Source organism: Streptomyces yangpuensis (genome assembly GCF_001005295.1).
In the GTDB taxonomy this organism is placed as follows: domain Bacteria; phylum Actinomycetota; class Actinomycetes; order Streptomycetales; family Streptomycetaceae; genus Streptomyces; species Streptomyces yangpuensis.
Window position 1 is genome coordinate 277,307 of the sequence record NZ_LBMK01000001.1, and the last position, 16,962, is coordinate 294,268.

Sequence of the window (16,962 nt, forward strand, 5' to 3'; positions counted from 1 at the left end):
GCCTCCGGGGTCCGCCGGGCCCCGGAGGCTCCCCGGAGGCGGAGCGGCCTCTTCCGTCGACGGGTCCGCCGTGTACGGCCGGCGGGTCTTCTTCGGCCGATCTGCGTTCCGGTGCGGGCGAGTTCGGCCCGCGCGGCGGTGAAGGAAGCCGCCGCGAGCGCCCTCCCGGCGCCTCCGGAGCGGGGCCCGGCGCCCCGCCCGACCGGCCCGGCCACCCCCCGGCCGACCGCTGCGACCTGCGCGAAAGCCCTCCACGGAGGGAGGGCTTCGGGTGGTGCGGGTGATGAAGAATGTGTGCCCCCGGCAGGACTCGAACCTGCGGCCAAGTGCTTAGAAGGCACCTGCTCTATCCACTGAGCTACGGGGGCCGGAAGGTGGCCTTGGTGGGCCTGGAGCCCCTGGTGGGGGCGGGACTTCGGTCCGTTCCGGGTCAAGGATAGGGCTCCGGCCGCCTTGTCCCGGTTGCTTCACTCGCGGGCCACGATGTGGAGGTTCCGTGAAGCGGTCCCGATAATCGCAGGCAGGTGCGATTCTCGCATCGCTTTTGCGCCGCGGCGCCCTGGGTGTTGTGCACTCGTTATGCCTGCGCCCCACTCGTCCGTCGTGCCCGGAATGTCCCACTGAAGTCGCGGTCGGCGCGCAGGGGGCGTATAAGCTTCAAAAATGGTCCTAAATTGGGCATTCTTCGCATGTGGTGACCTTGGATGTTCGGCCTCAGCTGCTCGATGCCCTGTCCGCCCTGCGCGACCGGGTCGCGTCCGTACGTCTGCCGTTGCCCCTGCCCGGCACCCCACGGGCCCGCCAGACCAGATCCGAGCTGCTCGCGCAGCTCGACGACTACCTCCTACCGCGCCTGAAGGCGCCCGAGGCGCCCCTGCTCGCCGTGGTCGGCGGGTCCACCGGGGCCGGTAAGTCCACCCTCGTCAACTCCCTCGTCGGACGACAGGTCAGCGAAGCCGGCGTGCTCCGCCCGACCACCCGCACACCGGTGCTCGTCTGCCACCCCGACGACCACCACTGGTTCGCCGGCATGCGCGTGCTCCCCGACCTGATGAGGGTCTGGGTGCCCCACGAGGACGACGACACGCCCCCCAAGGCCGCCTCCCGCGGCCCGGGCCGCGGCCGCACCGGCACCGGCAGCGGCAGCGGCAGCGGTGCCCAAGGCGGCCACGAGACCCGCGAGATGCGGATCGAGACCGTCTCCAGCCTGCCGCGCGGACTCGCCATCCTCGACGCCCCCGACATCGACTCCCTCGTGGTCGAGAACCGGACACTCGCCGCCGAACTCATCTGCGCCGCCGACGTCTGGGTGATGGTCACCACCGCCTCGCGGTACGCCGACGCCGTCCCCTGGCACCTCCTGCGCACCGCCAAGCAGTACCGGGCCACCCTGATCACCGTCCTGGACCGGGTGCCGCACCAGGTCCTCGCCGAGGTCTCCCGCCAGTACGGGGCCCTGCTCACCAAGGCCGGGCTGGGCGACGTACCGCGCTTCACCGTCCCCGAACTCCCCGAGTCGACCGGCGGCGGCGGACTGCTCCCGGCCAGCGCCGTCGCCCCGCTCTTCGCCTGGCTCGCCCACCACGCGCAGGACCCCGCCGCCCGGCAGTACGCCGTCGGCCGCACCGCCCTCGGCGCCCTGGACTCCCTGCGCAGCCGGATGCCCGAACTCGCCTCCGCCGTGGCCGCCCAGCACGCCGCCGCCGTACGGCTGACCTCGGCCGTCGAGGACGCGTACCGGCGCGAGGGCAAGCGGGTCCGGGGCCGCCTCGACGGGGGCGCCGTACTGGCCGGCGACGCGCTGACCCGCTGGCGCGGCTACCCCCTCGACACCAGCGCCGGCGAACTGCTCGACTCGCTCGCCGAGTCGCTCGCCGCCCTGCTCCAGTGCGCCGTCGCCGCCGCCGACGAACGGATCGCCGAGGCCTGGCGCCGTGAACCGGCCTCCGGCGCGCTGGTCCTGCCCACGCCCGACCGGGAGGCGGGGGAACGTATCGGCTTGGCCGTACGCCGCTGGCGGCGCGTGCTGGAGGAACTCGTCGAGGAGGAGGTGGCCGGACTCGACCGGCAGCCCGCACCCGACGCCGACGGCGTCGCGGCCCTGCTCGTCGCCGCCCTGCTCGGCGGCAAACGGGCCCGGCCCGCCGGGGAGAAGCTCGCCGAGCGGATCGGCGCCCAGGCCGCCCTGCGACTGCGCGACAAGGGCGGGGAACTCGTCGGCGACCACCTCGACGAGGTGCTGCGCGGCGAACGCGACCGCCGCCTCGCCCCGTTGGAAGCACTCGAAGTGAGCCCGGAACCGCAGGCCGAACTGATCGCCGCGCTGTCCGTACTGCAGAAGGAGAGGTGACGCGGTGACCGCCCTGGCCGACCGCACCGACGACCGCTGGGACGACGGATTCATCGCGCGCTCCCGCCCCCGCCCCGCCGAAGCGGACGAGGAGGACGCCGCCGACGGGAGGGACGAGGGCGACGAGGCGCTCGTACGGGCCGTCTCCGGCGCCGGCAGCGACGGCGGCAAGTCGTCCGCTCCCCCGCTCAGCCCCGAGGCACAGGCGCTGCGCCAGCGTCTCGACGCGCTGCGGCAGTTGGTCGGGCTCTCCCGGACCCGGCTCGACGGCAAGACCCTCGCCGAGGCCGGACGGGTACTGGACGAAGCCGCCGCACGCCGAGGGCTCTCGCCCCAGCACACGGTCGTCGCGATCGCCGGAGCCACCGGAAGCGGCAAGTCCACGCTCTTCAATTCACTCGCCGGGGTGCAGATCTCCGAGACCGGGCTGCGCCGCCCGACCACCGCCGCGCCCATCGCGTGCAGCTGGTCGGACGGGGCCGCCGGGCTCCTGGACCGGCTGGAGATCCCGGGACGGCTGCGGCGCCGGCCCCGCGAGACCTCCGAGGCGGAGACCCTGCGCGGCATGGTCCTCGTCGACCTGCCGGACCTCGACTCGGCGGTCGGCGCGCACCGCGAGCACGTGGACCGCGTACTGGCGCTGGTCGACGCCGTGGTGTGGGTCGTGGACCCGGAGAAGTACGCCGACGCGGTGCTGCACGAGCGGTACCTGCGGCCGCTGGCCGGACACGCCGAGGTGACCTTCGTCGTGCTCAACCAGGTGGACCGGCTGCCCGGCGAGGCCGCCGACCTCGTACTGGACGACCTGCGCCGGCTGCTCGACGAGGACGGCATCGCGCTCGGCGAGCACGGCGAGCCCGGTGCCACGGTCCTCGGGCTGTCCGCCCTGACCGGAGACGGCGTCGGGGAGCTGCGCGAACTCCTCGGCCAGTTCACGCAGGAGAAGGGCGCCGCGACCCGGCGGATTTCGGCGGACGTGGACCGCGCGGCGATCCGCCTGCGGCCGCTCTACGTCGCCGACGGACACGCCGGCCCGGAGATCGGGGAAGCGGCCCGCACCGAGTTCGAGGACCGGCTCGCCGAGGCGGTCGGCGCCTGCGCGGCCGGACTCGCCGCCGAACGGGCCTGGCGGCGCAACGCGGGCAAGGCGTGCGGGACCCCGTGGCTGCGGCTGTGGCGCTGGTACGAGAACCGGCGTGCGCCGCGCACCCTGGCGGGCCTGGCCGCCCTGGCGGCGATCGGCGGCCGGGGCCAGACCGTCGCGCAGGCGCCGGTCGAGGAGGAGGTGACCGCCCGTCAGCGGGTGGAGCAGGCCGTACGGGTCGTCGCCGACGAAGCGGTCGCGGGCCTGCCCGACCCGTGGGCGCAGGCGGTCCGGGAGACGGCGGTGCGCGGCGCCGACCGGCTGCCGGAGGCGCTGGACGAGATCGCGGTGACGCTCGGGGCGGCGGTCGCCGTGCCGGACGCCAAGCCGCCGCGGCCCGCCTGGTGGCCGGCGGCGGTGCTGACGCAGGCCGCCATGACGCTGCTCCAGATCTTCGGCGGACTGTGGCTCGTCGGGCAGATCGTCGGGGTCCTGGAGCCCGAACTGATGCCGCCGGTGCTGCTGATGGTGGCGGGCATCATCGGCGGGCCGCTCGTGGAATGGGCCTGCTCGATCGCGGCCCGGGGCCCGGCCCGGCGGTACGGGCAGGACGCGGAGCGCAGGCTGCGGCAGGCCGCTGCCGGGTGCGGACGGGCCCGGGTGCTGGAACCGGTGGCTGCGGAGCTGCTGCGCTACCGGGAGGTGCGGGAGCAGTACGCCGCGGTCGCCGCAGGGGGGAGCCGGTTGTCCACAACCCGCCAGTAATCCACAGGCCGGAGCGGGGGACCGGCCGCCGGACGCAGCATGGTCCGTAGCCCGTACGGATGGTCCGTGCGGGCCGGACGACGGGGGAGGGTGACCGGGATGTACGACACCCAGGTGACGCTGGTGGGCCATGTGGCGACACAGGTCGACTACAAGGAGACGGTGAACGGTCCGTTGGCACGGTTCCGTTTCGCAGTGACGCCGCGGTATTACGACCGGCGCAAGGACGCCTGGACGGACGGGACCACCAGCTTCTACACGGTGTGGGCGCGGCGCACCCTCGCGGTGAACCTCGCCGGTTCCGTATCGGTGGGCGAGCCACTGGTGGTGCACGGGCGGCTGCGCGTGCGGGACGACCCGCCGGCCGGGGAGGGGGGAAACCGGTGGGTCGGTGCGGAGATCGAGGCGACCGCCATCGGGCACGACCTGAACCGGGGGACGGCGGCCTTCCGGCGAGTGGTGAGAACCGATCATCCGCTGATGGACACTCAGAAGGCGTCGGTGGGTTGAGTGTTCGAGGCGGTTAGGATTCCCCGGTACTCACGGGCACCTGGGTCTTTGGCCCGAAGGGGAAGACTGTGTCGATTGCCGTTCCCGCATCCTCCGCTCCTGATCCCGCTCCTGTTCACGCTCCAGCTCCCGCTCCTGTTCACGCTCCAGCTCCTGTTCCTGCTGCTTCGGTACCCGCTGCTGTTCCTGCTGTCCCTGCTGCTCCCGCCCCCGATTCCGGCGCGGTACGGGGGTCCGCGCGCCGGCCGCTCGCGGCCGCCCTGCTGGCCGCGGCCCTCGCAGCCGCGCCCGGTGCCCGGGCCGCCGCGGACTCCGGGCCGGGGGCGCCCCGGGTACCGGAGGGCGCGAGCGCCGTGCTGGACGGGCTGAAGACCTTCGGGCAGGCGGTCCTCCACGCCGGGGACGGATCGGTGCGGCAGATCCCCGCCGGTCTGTACGAGATGCGGGTCGACGGCGGCGGGATGCTCCAGACGTACGGGGTCGGGGTGGCGGGCAACGGTCAGCCGCAGGCCCGGTACACGGAGAGCGGCTGGAGCGGCAGCCCGCTGGCGGGCAACGGACAGGCCGGACGGATCCGCTGGGTGCTGGAGCACTCCTACCCACAGCTGAACGACCTGGCCGGGCTCGCCAAGGCGGCCGGGGCCGTGTCGCTGACCGCCGAGAGCGCGGCGGCCGGGACGCAGGTGGCGATCTGGCGGCTCGCGGACGGGGTGCGCGTCGAGGCGGCGGACCCGTCCGCGGAGAAGCTGGCCGACTACCTCCAGCGGGCGGCGGGACAGATGCCGGAGCCGCCCGCCTCGCTGGGACTCGACCCCGGCGACGTGTCGGGGCCGGTCGGCAGCCGGCTCGGCCCGGTGACCGTGCGCACCGGCGCGCGGAGCGTGTCGGTCATCCCGGACGCGGCGGCCGTCGCCATGGGGGTGCGCGTGGTGGACGCCGAGGGGAAGCCGCTGGCCACGGCGGCCAACGGTAGCCGGATCTACTTCGAGGTGCCGGCGGGCACTCCCGACGGGACGGCGTCGGTCACCGTCCAGGGGGCGACCAAGGTGCCGGTCGGGCGGGTCTTCACCAGCGGCGTCCCCGCCCAGGCGCAGATCGTGGCCGGCTCCAGCGAGTCCGCTGCGACGGCCACGGCGCGGGCGGCCTGGCCGCCGCCCGCGCCGCCCGAGGCCAGTGCGACCCCGGCCGAGGCCCCGGACCCGGGCGCCGGTTCGGGGGCGGTCGCGCTGGGCGCGCAGTCCGCGTCCCTCGCGACGGCCTCCCCGGACGAGGAGCGGCTCGCGACCAGCGGCAGCTCGGCCGCGACACCCGTCATCGCCTCCCTGGCGGTGGGCCTTGTCGTGCTGGGCGGCCTCGTCGTCCTGGTGCTGCGCAAGCGCCCCCTCGACGAGGAGGAGTAGGAAGGGAAGCGGAGCCAGGGGACGAGGGAAGCGGAACAGGAGAAGGAAGAGGGAAGCGGCCGGCGCCGAGCGCCGCGCCGGTTCCGGTACGGGATCCGGGGTAGAGGCAGAAAATGGTTGATCAAGAACTGACCTGGACCGGCGGCTTCGCGCGGTGGGACCGCCGGCTGTTCGACGCCGTGGCCCGCAGGCACTGGCCCGGCGCCGACCGCGTGCTGCCCCGCCTCGGGCGGGCCGCGAACCACGGCGTGCTGTGGGGCGGGGCCGCCGCGGCCATCGCCGTCTTCGGATCGGCCGGGGCGCGCAAGGCGGCCCTGCGCGGGGCGGCCTCCCTCGCACTGGCCTCCTCCACCATCAACACCATCGGCAAGTGGTCCGTACGCCGCCCCCGGCCGCTGCTGGAAGGCGTGCCCGCGGTACGGCAGCTGGCCGTGCAGCCGCAGACCACCTCCTTCCCGTCCGGGCACTCGGCGTCCGCCTTCGCCTTCACCGCCGGGCTGGCGCTGGAGGCCCCCGCCCTGGGCGCCGCGCTCGCCCCGGTGGCCGCTTCGGTGGCGTTCTCCCGGGTCTACACCGGCGTGCACTACCCCTCCGACGTGGTCGCGGGTGCCGCCCTGGGCGTGGCCGCCGCCTTCGTCGTACGCCGGCTCGCGCGGGACGTGCAGGAGGCCCGGGCCGTGCCGGGCGACGAGCCGAAGGCCATCGGGGTCCCGGCGCTGCCCGACGGGGCCGGGCTGACGGTGGTGGTCAACACCGGATCGGGCACGGCCGCGACCGTGCCCGACATCGTGCGCGCCAGGCTCCCCAAGGCCGAGGTGATCGAGTGCCGGGGCGCGGACCTGCTCCCCGCGCTGGCGGAGGCGGCCGCGCGCTCCACCGTCCTCGGGGTCTGCGGCGGCGACGGCACCGTCAACGCGGCCGCCACCACCGCCCTGAAGGCCGGGGTTCCCCTGGCCGTGTTCCCCGGCGGCACCCTCAACCACTTCTCGCTCGACCTCGGCCTCCTCGGACCCGAGTCCACCTGCGAAGCCCTGGAGCACGGGGAGGCCGTCCGCATCGGCGTGGGCCGCTTCTCCCCGGGCCCCGGCCCCGACGGAGCCCCCGGCTACTTCCTGAACAACTTCAGCATCGGCGCCTACCCGGAGCTGCTGCGCCACCGGCTGCGCTGGGGCCCGCGCATCGGCGGCGGCCCGGCCGCCCTGCTGGCGGCCTGGAAGGTCCTGCGCGCCGAGCGGCCCGTACGGCTGAAACTGGCCGGGCGGCCCCGGAGCGTCTGGCTGCTCTTCGCCGGCAACGGCACCTATCACGGCACCGGCCCCACCCCGGGCCGCCGCGACAGCGTCGGCGAGGGCCTGCTCGACCTGCGGGTCGTCTACGGCGGCGGGCGGCCCGGCCCCCGGCTGCTGGCCGCCGCCTTCGCCGGACCCCTGAGCCGCTCCCCGGTCCACGCGGCCACCCACCTGCGCAGCCTGCGCGTCGGTTCCGTCCCGCAGGGCACCGCCCTCGCCTACGACGGCGAATACGCCAAGGCCCCGAGCGAACTCGTCCTCGACACCCTCCCGGCCGCCCTCACGGTCTACCGCCCCCTCTGACCACCCCGCCGCGCACCCCCTGGCCCCGCAGACCGCCCACCGCCGCCCGGCCCGGGCGGCCTGCGGCCCACTGCTACACGGCCCCGGCGCCCCGCCCCGGCGCACCGGGCTCCGACCTACCCATTCGCCCGCGGGTATGGACGTACGGCAAGATGGGGTGTATCTGCCCACCATCGATCTGCCGGACGGTTTCTCTTGGCTGAGTTCATCTACACCATGCGCAAGACGCGCAAGGCACACGGCGACAAGGTCATCCTTGACGACGTCTTCCTGAACTTCCTGCCCGGCGCGAAGATCGGTGTGGTCGGCCCGAACGGCGCCGGTAAGTCCACCGTTCTGAAGATCATGGCGGGGATCGAGCAGCCGTCCAACGGTGACGCCTTCCTGTCGCCCGGCTACACCGTCGGCATCCTCATGCAGGAGCCGAAGCTCGACGAGTCCAAGACCGTCCTGGAGAACGTCGAGGACGGCGTCGGCCCGATCAAGCAGAAGCTCAACCGGTTCAACGCGATCGCCGAGGAAATGGCGACGAACTACACCGACGAGCTGATGGAGGAGATGGGCAAGCTCCAGGACGACCTGGACCACGCCAACGCGTGGGACCTCGACGCCCAGCTGGAGCAGGCCATGGACGCCCTGGGCTGCCCGCCCGGCGACTGGCCGGTCACCAACCTCTCCGGTGGTGAGAAGCGCCGCGTGGCCCTCTGCAAGCTGCTGCTGGAGGCCCCCGACCTGCTGCTCCTCGACGAGCCCACCAACCACCTCGACGCCGAGTCCGTGAACTGGCTGGAGCAGCACCTGGCCCAGTACAAGGGCGCCGTCGTGGCCGTCACCCACGACCGCTACTTCCTCGACAACGTCGCCGAGTGGATCCTCGAGCTCGACCGCGGCCGCGCCCACCCCTACGAGGGCAACTACTCCACCTACCTGGAGAAGAAGGCCGAGCGCCTCAAGGTCGAGGGCAAGAAGGACGAGAAGCGCGCCAAGCGCCTCAAGGAAGAGCTGGAGTGGGTCCGCTCCAACGCCAAGGGCCGCCAGGCCAAGTCCAAGGCCCGTCTCGCTCGCTACGAGGAGATGGCGGCCGAGGCCGACAAGATGCGCAAGCTCGACTTCGAGGAGATCCAGATCCCGCCGGGCCCGCGTCTGGGCTCGATCGTGGTCGAGGTCAACAACCTCTCCAAGGCGTTCGGCGACAAGGTCCTCATCGACGACCTGTCCTTCACGCTGCCGCGCAACGGCATCGTCGGCATCATCGGCCCGAACGGCGCCGGCAAGACCACGCTCTTCAAGATGATCCAGGGCCTGGAGAAGCCGGACTCCGGCGAGATCAAGGTCGGCGAGACCGTCAAGATCAGCTATGTGGACCAGGGCCGCGCCAACATCGACCCCAAGAAGACCCTCTGGGCGGTCGTGTCGGACGAGCTGGACTACATCAACGTCGGCAACGTCGAGATGCCGTCCCGCGCGTACGTCAGCGCCTTCGGCTTCAAGGGCCCGGACCAGCAGAAGCCGGCCGGCGTGCTCTCCGGCGGTGAGCGCAACCGCCTGAACCTCGCGCTCACCCTCAAGCAGGGCGGCAACCTGCTGCTCCTCGACGAGCCCACCAACGACCTCGACGTCGAGACCCTGGGCTCGCTGGAGAACGCGCTGCTGGAGTTCCCCGGTGCGGCCGTGGTCGTCTCCCACGACCGCTGGTTCCTGGACCGGGTGGCCACCCACATCCTCGCCTATGAGGGTGAATCCAAGTGGTTCTGGTTCGAGGGCAACTTCGAGTCCTACGAGAAGAACAAGATCGAGCGGCTCGGCCCGGACGCGACCCGTCCGCACCGCGCCACCTACAAGAAGCTCACCCGAGGCTGAGGGGAGAGCTGAGGTCACGGCCATGGCCAGACACCAATACCGTTGCCCCCTGCGCTGGGCGGACATGGATGCCTTCGGGCACGTCAACAACGTCGTCTTCCTCCGCTATCTGGAGGAGGCGCGGATCGACTTCATGTTCCGCCTCGCGCCGGGGGAGGGCAGCGAGTCCTTCACGGGCGGATCCGTCGTGGCCCGCCACGAGATCGACTACAAGCTGCCCCTCGTACACCGGCACGAGCCGGTCCTCATCGAGTCCTGGGTGACCCGGATAGGCGCCGCTTCCCTGACCATCCGCTACGAGGTCAAGGACGAGGCGACCGAGGACCGGCCCGAGACCGTCTACGTGCGCGCGGAGACCGTGGTCGTGCCCTACAACCTCGCCGCGGGGCGGCCCCGCCGCATCACGGCCGAGGAGAGGCACTTCCTGGAGGAGTACCTCGACGAGCCGCGCGCCGAGGCCATAGCGGCATGAGTGAGCAGCTGCGCTTCGCCGACTCCGGGGAGGCGGCGGACCTCGCCGCCTTCCTGGGCCGGCTGGTGCACTACGACCGGGCCGCCGCCGTCCGCCTCCAGGCGCTCGGCGGCGCGCTCGGCGTGTTCGGGCGCCCGCCCTCCTTCGAGGTCCTTGCCATCCGCACCGTGCGGCTCGCCGTACCCGTGACGACGCCGCTGGACGTCACCGTGTCCGCCGGTGAGCTGCTGGAGTCCGTGGACGAGGCCTCGGCCGGGGCCACCGTGCCCGGGCCGGTCACCGGGCCGCCCTGGACCGGGGTGCTCCCGCCCCGCGGCGGCTGGCAGCAGCTGCCCGGGCTGCCCGGCCCCGAAGCGATCGCGCAGGCCCTGGCGGCCTCCGTCGCCGAGTTCCGGGCCCGTGACGAGGCCCTGCCCGCGCAGCACCGGACCCGGTCCGAGCGCGACCGCATCGGCCGCGAGATCTGGTCCCGCACCCTGGGTGACACCGAGCTGCCGCTGCGCGTCGCGCACGCCGCGCACTCCCTGGGCTTCCTGCGGCCGGTGCGGGCCACGGTGCCCGCCACCGCGTCCGGCGCGGCCCCCGACCCGGTGGCGCTGCTGGCCTCCGGGAGCTGGCTGCGGCTGCGCACCCCGTACGGCTCCGTCGCCACCCGCCGCCCCGGCGCCACCGGCGGCCTCGGCGCCTTCCGGGTCAGCCCCGTCTGACCCGCGCCCTGAGGCCGACCGGCCCGAGGCCGACCGCCCTGAGGCCGACCGGCCCGAGGCCGACCGCCCCGAGGGCGCCTCCTCAGGAGGCCCTAGCCCGCCGTGTTGATCATCGACGCGGCGGCGTACGTGAGATACTTCCACAACTGCGCCTCGTGCTCCGGCGCCAGGCCCAGCTCGTCCAGCGCCACCCGCATGTGCTTCAGCCAGGCGTCGTGGGCCGCCGCGTCCACCTGGAACGGCGCGTGCCGCATCCGCAGCCGCGGGTGGCCGCGGTGCTGGCTGTACGTGGTCGGACCGCCCCAGTACTGCATCAGGAACAGCGCGAAACGTTCCTCGGCCGGACCGAGGTCCTCCTCCGGGTACATCGGGCGCAGCAGGGGGTCCTCCGCGACCCCTTGGTAGAAGCGCCGCACGAGGCGACGGAAGGTGTCCTCGCCGCCCACCTGCTCGTAGAAGGTCTGCTCCTGAAGGCCGCCCGGCTGAATCTCATTCACCCGACCATCGTCTCAGACGCCCGGTACCGTCCGGGGGTGCCTTCGCGCTCGCACCTGAGGGCCCGCCGCAGGACAGTGGAGGCATGGCCGCACACAGCGCACACAGCGCACGCAGCCCACGCAGCCCACGCACCGGGACGCGGGACCTGCGGGAGACCGCGCACGCCGCCCAGGTGCGGGAGCTGACCGCGGCCGGCGTACTGGAGGACCCGCGCTGGCGGGCGGCTTTCGCGGCCGTGCCCCGGCACGCCTTCGTTCCCTACTTCTGGGCCGACCGCGGCGCCGGCCACGAACGGCTCTGGGCCGAGGACCCCGACCCCGGGCAGCGCGCCCGCTGGCTGCGCGGGGTGTACGTGGATGCCCCCCTCGCCACCCGGCTGCGCGACGGCCGCCTGGTGTCCTCCAGCAGCCAGCCCTCCCTGATGGCGAAGATGCTGACCGCCCTCGACGTGCGCGACGGCGACGACGTCCTGGAGATCGGCGCGGGCACCGGCTACAACGCGGCCCTGCTCTGCCACCGCCTCGGCGACGAGCACGTCACCACCGTGGACCTGGACGAGGAGATCACCGAGTCCGCCCGGGCGCACCTGGCCCGGCTCGGCTACCACCCCACGGTGGTCACCGGTGACGGCGCCCGCGGCTGCCCCGCCCGGGCGCCGTTCGACCGGATCCTGGTGACCTGCATGCTCCCGCTGGTCCCGCACACCTGGCTCGGCCAGTGCCGGCCCGGGGCCCGCATCCTGGCCCCGCTGTCGACCGGGCTGATCGCGCTCACGGTCCGGGACGCCGACTTCGCCGAGGGCCGCTTCCTGCACACCGCGGCCTACTTCGTCCCGCTGCGCGGGGCCACGGCCGTACCGCCGCGCGACCGGACGGCGATGGTGCGCGGGCTCCCGTACGAGCTGGTGGAGAACGAGCGCTTCCAGTTCATGCTCGTGCTGACCGCCGGGGTACTGCACCCCCGCGAGGCCCTGGACCTGTGGCGCAGCGAAGGCCGCCCAGGCCGCGAACGCTTCGGCGTCTCGGTCGGCCCGGAAGGCCAGTGGTCATGGCTGGACGACCCCCAGGGCCCCTACGTCTGGCCCCTGGGGGAAGCCTGATCAGCCGCGGCGGATGGCGTGTCCCATGGCCGGACGGTCCGAGCATGTCCGTGTTGACGCCCTTTCGAACTCCGGCGCAAAGCCGATCAGTTGGCGCTAGAGTTCCCGGGGAGACAAGATCGCGTCACATCCGGGGGCATCGTTGAATATCGGTTCAGAGCCGTCCGAGCACGGGATCGCGCTCGTCCTCGTCGCCGGCTATGCCGGATCCGGGAAGTCCGAAGCCGGAAAGATGATGTCGCAGGCGACCGGCTGGCCGCTCCTGGACAAGGACACTTTGACGAGGCCGCTGACCGAGTCGCTGCTGACCCACCTCAACGGTGACCCCGACGACCGGCAGAGCAGCGTCTACACCGGAACCGTGCGCCCGCTGGAGTACGAGTCCCTCATGAAGGCCTGCTGGGAGAACCTGGAGTGCGGGGTGCCGGTCGTCGCCGTGGCGCCCTTCCTCGCCGAGGTCGTGGACGAGCAGTGGGACGCCCGTACGCGTCGCCATTGCGCACGGCTGGGTGCGGGGCTGGAAGTGGTGTGGGTGGACAGCGACGCGTCATCGATGCGCGAGCGGCTGACCTCGCGCAACGCCGCCCGGGACACGTGGAAGCTCGCGAACTGGAGGCAGTACCTCGGCGCGATCTCCCTTGAACGGCGTCCGGTCGGGGCCTTCCATCTCGTCGACAACCGGATTACGGCGATGACCCCGCTGGCGGAACAGGTCGAAACGGTGGCCGCCGCCCTGTCCGTTCGATACAGCGAGAGCTTGGGATGAGCATGCAGGAACGAGGCGCCGACGGCTTCGGCGGTGTGGTTCTCTTCGGTCCTCCGGCAGCGGGCAAGGACACCGTCAGTGCTGCGCTGACACGTCTGGACGACCGGTACGGCCAACTGACCAAGATCAAGGTCGGCTCCGGGCGGACCGCCGGCTATCGCATGGCCGATCACGCGGAGCTGGACGCTCTGCGCGCCGCTGGCCGTGTCGTCCTGGAGACCACCAGATACGGGAACACTTACGCGATCGACCGTGGCGACCTGGATGCGATGACCGAAGCGGGCCGTGTCCCGCTCGTTCATCTGGGAAGTGTCGACCACCTGCGGACTTTCAACGCCGCCGTACGGGAGCCGTGGTTGTGCGTGCTCCTGTGGGTGCCCCGTGACGTGTGTGAGCAGAGGTCGAAGGAGAGGGGCGACCGGGACACCGCGGACCGGCTCGCCGCCTGGGACGAGGCACTGGCCGATCTGAGGGCTGTGCCGGAGGGCGAGGAGCCGTTTCACCTCTCGATGCGTACCGATCACAGCGACCCGTCGGGGAGCGCCGCCCTCGTGGCGAAGGCGTATGCGGAAAACGCTCGCCGCCCCGCTCTGTCCAGCTTGGCTGCCCTGCTGCGAGGCGCGGCCTCCGACTGAGGGTGAGCCGGACGGCGCGCCTCCGGGCATCGTTCCGTAGGACTTGGTGGGGGAGGGAAGTACGTGGGGACGGTCAGGACGCTCGAAGCGCTGGCGCGTATGACGGACCTTGAATCTTCGGCAGGCCGTGACCGCGACCTCACCCTGCGGCAGAGCGACATCGACGAGCCTTTGGTCCTGGATTCCCTGACCGCCGGTCGTTTGGCGCTGCACCGGGTGAACGTTGCGGGTGCCCTCACCGTGCGGTCGTGCGTCGTCGAGGAGCTCATCGTCGACCACTGCACCGCCGATGCGGTCCTGGTCAGCAACTCCCGGATCGGGCGGCTGATCATCCGCAACACTCCGCGCAACACAGGGGTCGACGTCAGCGAATCCACCCTGGAGAGCCTGGACGTCCATTCCTGTGGGCCGACACGCTTCGAGGGCGTACGTGTCTCCGACTCGGTGCAGATCGCGGCGATGCGGGGTCCGGTCCAGCTCAGGCGTCTGCGGGCGGCGACCCTGGCCCTCCGCAGCCAGGCTGCCGTCGGCCGGCAGCGCAGGCCCGAGGTGTCCTTGGAGAGCGTGAACGTCAGCGAGATCATCACCCTAGACGACCTCTGGCTGGCTTCGCTCAGTCTCGACGAGGTGGACGTCGCCGCGTTGCTCCTGCGCCGGGTCCGTGTGGATGCCCCCTTCCGGGGCACGGGGGTGCGCTGCCGGGACGGTCTTCGCATCAACGGAATGGTCGTCCCCGGCGAGGCGAGTGCGCTGCTCGACAGTGAGGTGCGAGGCCCCGTGGAGGTACGGGGTCTGCGCCATGAGGCGACGGTGCCGGCGCAGCGCCGGCCGGTCGAGGCAGGGGCCGCGCCCGCCACGGCCACCGCCACCGGTACAGGTACAGGTACTGCGGAGCTGGTCTTCCGTTCCTCCGTCATCTCCAGCCTCACCGCCAGCGCCGACGATGTCTCTCCGGTGGTGGTGGAGCTTGCCGACACGGCCGTGCGGGCCCTCGCCGTGCCCTCCGGCCCGGCCCGGTTCCGGCTCGCGGGAACGAGCAGCGTGCAGGAGGTCGATCTCGGCGATGTGGTCTTCCGGAACGACGAACAGGTCACCGGATTCATGGATCGCGTCTTCACCCGGGTCAGTCCGGGTGCCCTGGAGGCGGTGCGCTCCACGCTGACCCGACGCCGGCGCATGTCGGAGGGCGACCAGTTGTACTACTTCACCCGCCAGCGGGAGGCGGCCGAGCGCCCACTGCTGCGACGCCTGGTGGGGCGCGCTCTGTTCGGCGGTGTCCTGGGATGGGGAGTGCGGGCACGGAATCCGGCACGAACCCTGGGCGTTGCCATGCTCTCCACAGCGACCCTCCTGCATCTCTCCGGAGCCGCACGCGGCCCACAGGGGGGTGGTCTTCTCGACGTGGTGGCTGCGGGGAAGGCGCTCGTACTGGCCTGCGCACTATGGCTGAACGTCGGTATGGGTGCTCCTTCGGAGCTGAAGACCCATGCCTGGACCGCCCTCGCGGTGTGCTGCGCCGGTGGCGGGCTGCTCTTCACGACCCTGACCGTGGGTATCGTCATCCGCAAACTGGTGCGCTGAGGCGCGAATACCACTCCGGCAAGGGGTCCTGAGGGCTCACCCGTCGTCCGGGTCGCGGCGCAGCAGCGCCAAGGCCTCCTCGACACTGAGCGGGGTGTCGCGCGCCGTGGCCCAGCGTTCCAGCGTCGCTGCCGCAGCGAGCATCAGCTCGTCGGGGAGCCCGGCGTCGCTCAGCAGAGAAGCGGCGTCGGAGAGCTCGGGACCCCAGCGCCAGGCACGGGCAGCCGTCTTGGTGATGTATCCGGTCTCGGTGAGATAGCTGCTCGTTCGCTTCCCGGCGATGGCCAGCAGCTCCTCTCCGACACCGTGTGCCTGGGCGGCGCCGTAGGCGAGGGCGGCCAGCACCCGGGACGTTTTCTGGTAGCTGGAATAGGCGAGCTTGAGCGCGGATGCCGCGCCCACTTCGGTGCCCAGGGTGCGCGTACGGATGTCCGTGCCTGTGAAGAGGCTCTCGACGGTTTCCGAGTGGGTCTGCTTTCCTGCCAGGTAGAGCGTCGCCGTCTTGCCTCCCACGGGGGGTGAGCCGACCACCGAGGCATCGATCGTCTCGGTGCCGGGGAGGAGCGCGGCGATACGTTTGACCCGCTCGGGGGAGATCGCGTTCGCCTCGACGTAGGTTCGCTCCGCGAAGCCGTGCGAGGCCACCAGGGTGGCAATCTCCGTGGCTGCGGCCGGTGGGCAGAGGGACAGCAGGATGTCCGCATGATCGAGCAGACTCGGCAGGCTGGCGGGCTTCAGGCCGGCGTGTTCGGCGCGCTTGCGGGAGGCTTCGCTGCGGCCGTCCGGACACCACAGGACCGTGATCCCGCGGGCGGTCAACTGGCTGCCGAAGGCGGCACCCATGCTGCCGGGGTGCAGTAGGCCCACAGTGGTGCCTTGCCGTGTCATCGAGGCCTCCTCAGGCAGTCATGTTCAGGAGCAGCCGGATGGCCTGGAGCGCGGTGGGGGCCGTCCGGTCGGGGGCGGGCAGGTCTGCCGGCCAGCGGAGGGGGTCGCCGATCCACAAGGTGGCGAGTCCGGCGGCGCGGCCGCCCAAGATGTCCTTGGCGGGATCGTTGCCCACCATCCAGCCCCCGTTTCCCGGCACGGCGCCGCACAGCTCGGCAGCGGCGACGAACAGCCGGGGGTCGGGTTTGCGGACTCCTACCTCGGCGGAGACACAGACCGAGTGGACGTGGAGGGCGATTCCGGTGGAGCTGAGCTTGGCCCGCTGGATGTCGGCGGAGCCGTTTGTTGCGATGCCGATCCGCCAGCCGCGCCCCTCCAGCTCGTCCATGCCCTCCAGTAAGCCTGCCGGGCAGGAGGCGAGGGCAGCCATGTCCGACCGGTAGTCCTGCCACAGCTCCTGCGCCGGGGCGGTCAGTCCGTGAAGCCTGCGGATCGCCGAGAAGTCGGAGACGGTGGCCCGTTCCTCGAGTCGCGCGAGTACGTCCGCACGTCCGTCCGGGGTGAGGCCGTGACGTGATGAGAAGCGGGCCACGCTCGCTTCGAGCGCCCGTCGCCGATCGATGAGAGTGTCGTCGAGGTCGAAAAGGACAAGGCGCTGCACGCGTTCAGACTAGTACCCGCACTTCGCCGGTCCGCCTGCCGAGATGGCGGTGGATCGCCGGACCCCGGAGGGCCCGGCGGCCGTGCACCGGGAG

The 16,962-nt window shown here is 72.4% G+C and carries 15 protein-coding genes and 1 tRNA gene; 12 read left to right on the forward strand and 4 right to left on the reverse strand.

Annotated features, from left to right (window positions below; all coding sequences use genetic code 11):
* Window positions 1-295: 295 nt before the first annotated feature.
* A tRNA-Arg gene (locus AAT21_RS01245) sits at window positions 296-368 on the reverse strand.
* Between the two features lie 323 nt (window positions 369-691).
* Between AAT21_RS01245 and AAT21_RS01250 the strand changes: the two genes are divergently transcribed.
* From AAT21_RS01250 to AAT21_RS01285, 8 genes are all read left to right on the forward strand, one after another.
* Window positions 692-2,350 carry a dynamin family protein gene (locus tag AAT21_RS01250; protein ID WP_412180287.1) on the forward strand — a complete coding sequence of 553 codons (1,659 nt, stop codon included), beginning with the start codon at window positions 692-694 and terminating at the stop codon, window positions 2,348-2,350.
* A gap of 4 nt (window positions 2,351-2,354) precedes the next feature.
* A complete protein-coding gene (locus AAT21_RS01255; RefSeq protein WP_046774860.1) occupies window positions 2,355-4,199 on the forward strand; it encodes a GTPase in 1,845 nt (614 codons plus the stop codon).
* Window positions 4,200-4,298: 99 nt separating this feature from the next.
* Window positions 4,299-4,709, forward strand: coding sequence for a single-stranded DNA-binding protein (locus tag AAT21_RS01260; RefSeq protein ID WP_046774861.1), 411 nt, complete (start codon window positions 4,299-4,301; stop codon window positions 4,707-4,709).
* A 353-nt stretch (window positions 4,710-5,062) separates the two neighbouring features.
* A complete protein-coding gene (locus tag AAT21_RS01265) occupies window positions 5,063-6,109 on the forward strand; it encodes a thioester domain-containing protein (protein ID WP_052757611.1) in 1,047 nt (348 codons plus the stop codon).
* Between the two features lie 113 nt (window positions 6,110-6,222).
* Window positions 6,223-7,701: a bifunctional phosphatase PAP2/diacylglycerol kinase family protein gene (locus tag AAT21_RS01270; protein WP_046774862.1), complete on the forward strand. Its 1,479-nt coding sequence runs from the start codon at window positions 6,223-6,225 to the stop codon at window positions 7,699-7,701.
* 195 nt (window positions 7,702-7,896) lie between these two features.
* On the forward strand, window positions 7,897-9,561 hold the full coding sequence (gene ettA / locus AAT21_RS01275) for an energy-dependent translational throttle protein EttA (protein ID WP_078906349.1): 1,665 nt from the start codon (window positions 7,897-7,899) through the stop codon (window positions 9,559-9,561).
* Window positions 9,562-9,583: 22 nt separating this feature from the next.
* Window positions 9,584-10,033: an acyl-CoA thioesterase gene (locus AAT21_RS01280; RefSeq protein WP_030958380.1), complete on the forward strand. Its 450-nt coding sequence runs from the start codon at window positions 9,584-9,586 to the stop codon at window positions 10,031-10,033.
* Entirely contained in the window at window positions 10,030-10,740 is a 711-nt protein-coding gene (locus tag AAT21_RS01285; RefSeq protein ID WP_046774863.1) for a hypothetical protein, read from the forward strand. Before AAT21_RS01280 ends, AAT21_RS01285 begins: the two co-directional genes overlap by 4 nt.
* Before the next feature lie 92 nt (window positions 10,741-10,832).
* Here AAT21_RS01285 and AAT21_RS01290 read toward each other — a convergent pair whose 3' ends face one another.
* A complete protein-coding gene (locus tag AAT21_RS01290; RefSeq protein ID WP_046774864.1) occupies window positions 10,833-11,237 on the reverse strand; it encodes a globin in 405 nt (134 codons plus the stop codon).
* Window positions 11,238-11,320: 83 nt separating this feature from the next.
* Here AAT21_RS01290 and AAT21_RS01295 point away from each other — a divergent pair, with 83 nt between their 5' ends.
* The 4 genes from AAT21_RS01295 (at window position 11,321) to AAT21_RS01310 (ending at window position 15,319) form a co-directional block, all read left to right on the forward strand.
* Window positions 11,321-12,337 carry a methyltransferase domain-containing protein gene (locus tag AAT21_RS01295; protein WP_079025377.1) on the forward strand — a complete coding sequence of 339 codons (1,017 nt, stop codon included), beginning with the start codon at window positions 11,321-11,323 and terminating at the stop codon, window positions 12,335-12,337.
* 142 nt (window positions 12,338-12,479) lie between these two features.
* Window positions 12,480-13,103: an AAA family ATPase gene (locus tag AAT21_RS01300; RefSeq protein ID WP_235438641.1), complete on the forward strand. Its 624-nt coding sequence runs from the start codon at window positions 12,480-12,482 to the stop codon at window positions 13,101-13,103.
* Window positions 13,100-13,738 (forward strand): ATP-binding protein, encoded by a 639-nt coding sequence (locus AAT21_RS01305; RefSeq protein WP_235438642.1) that lies wholly within the window; start codon window positions 13,100-13,102, stop codon window positions 13,736-13,738. Before AAT21_RS01300 ends, AAT21_RS01305 begins: the two co-directional genes overlap by 4 nt.
* A 99-nt stretch (window positions 13,739-13,837) precedes the next feature.
* Window positions 13,838-15,319, forward strand: a complete 1,482-nt coding sequence (locus AAT21_RS01310; protein ID WP_235438643.1) for a hypothetical protein — start codon at window positions 13,838-13,840, stop codon at window positions 15,317-15,319.
* A gap of 36 nt (window positions 15,320-15,355) precedes the next feature.
* Here AAT21_RS01310 and AAT21_RS01315 read toward each other — a convergent pair whose 3' ends face one another.
* Window positions 15,356-16,207, reverse strand: coding sequence for an NAD(P)-dependent oxidoreductase (locus AAT21_RS01315; protein WP_046774866.1), 852 nt, complete (start codon window positions 16,205-16,207; stop codon window positions 15,356-15,358).
* Between the two features lie 10 nt (window positions 16,208-16,217).
* Window positions 16,218-16,868: an HAD family hydrolase gene (locus AAT21_RS01320; protein WP_046774867.1), complete on the reverse strand. Its 651-nt coding sequence runs from the start codon at window positions 16,866-16,868 to the stop codon at window positions 16,218-16,220.
* Window positions 16,869-16,962 lie beyond the last annotated feature (94 nt).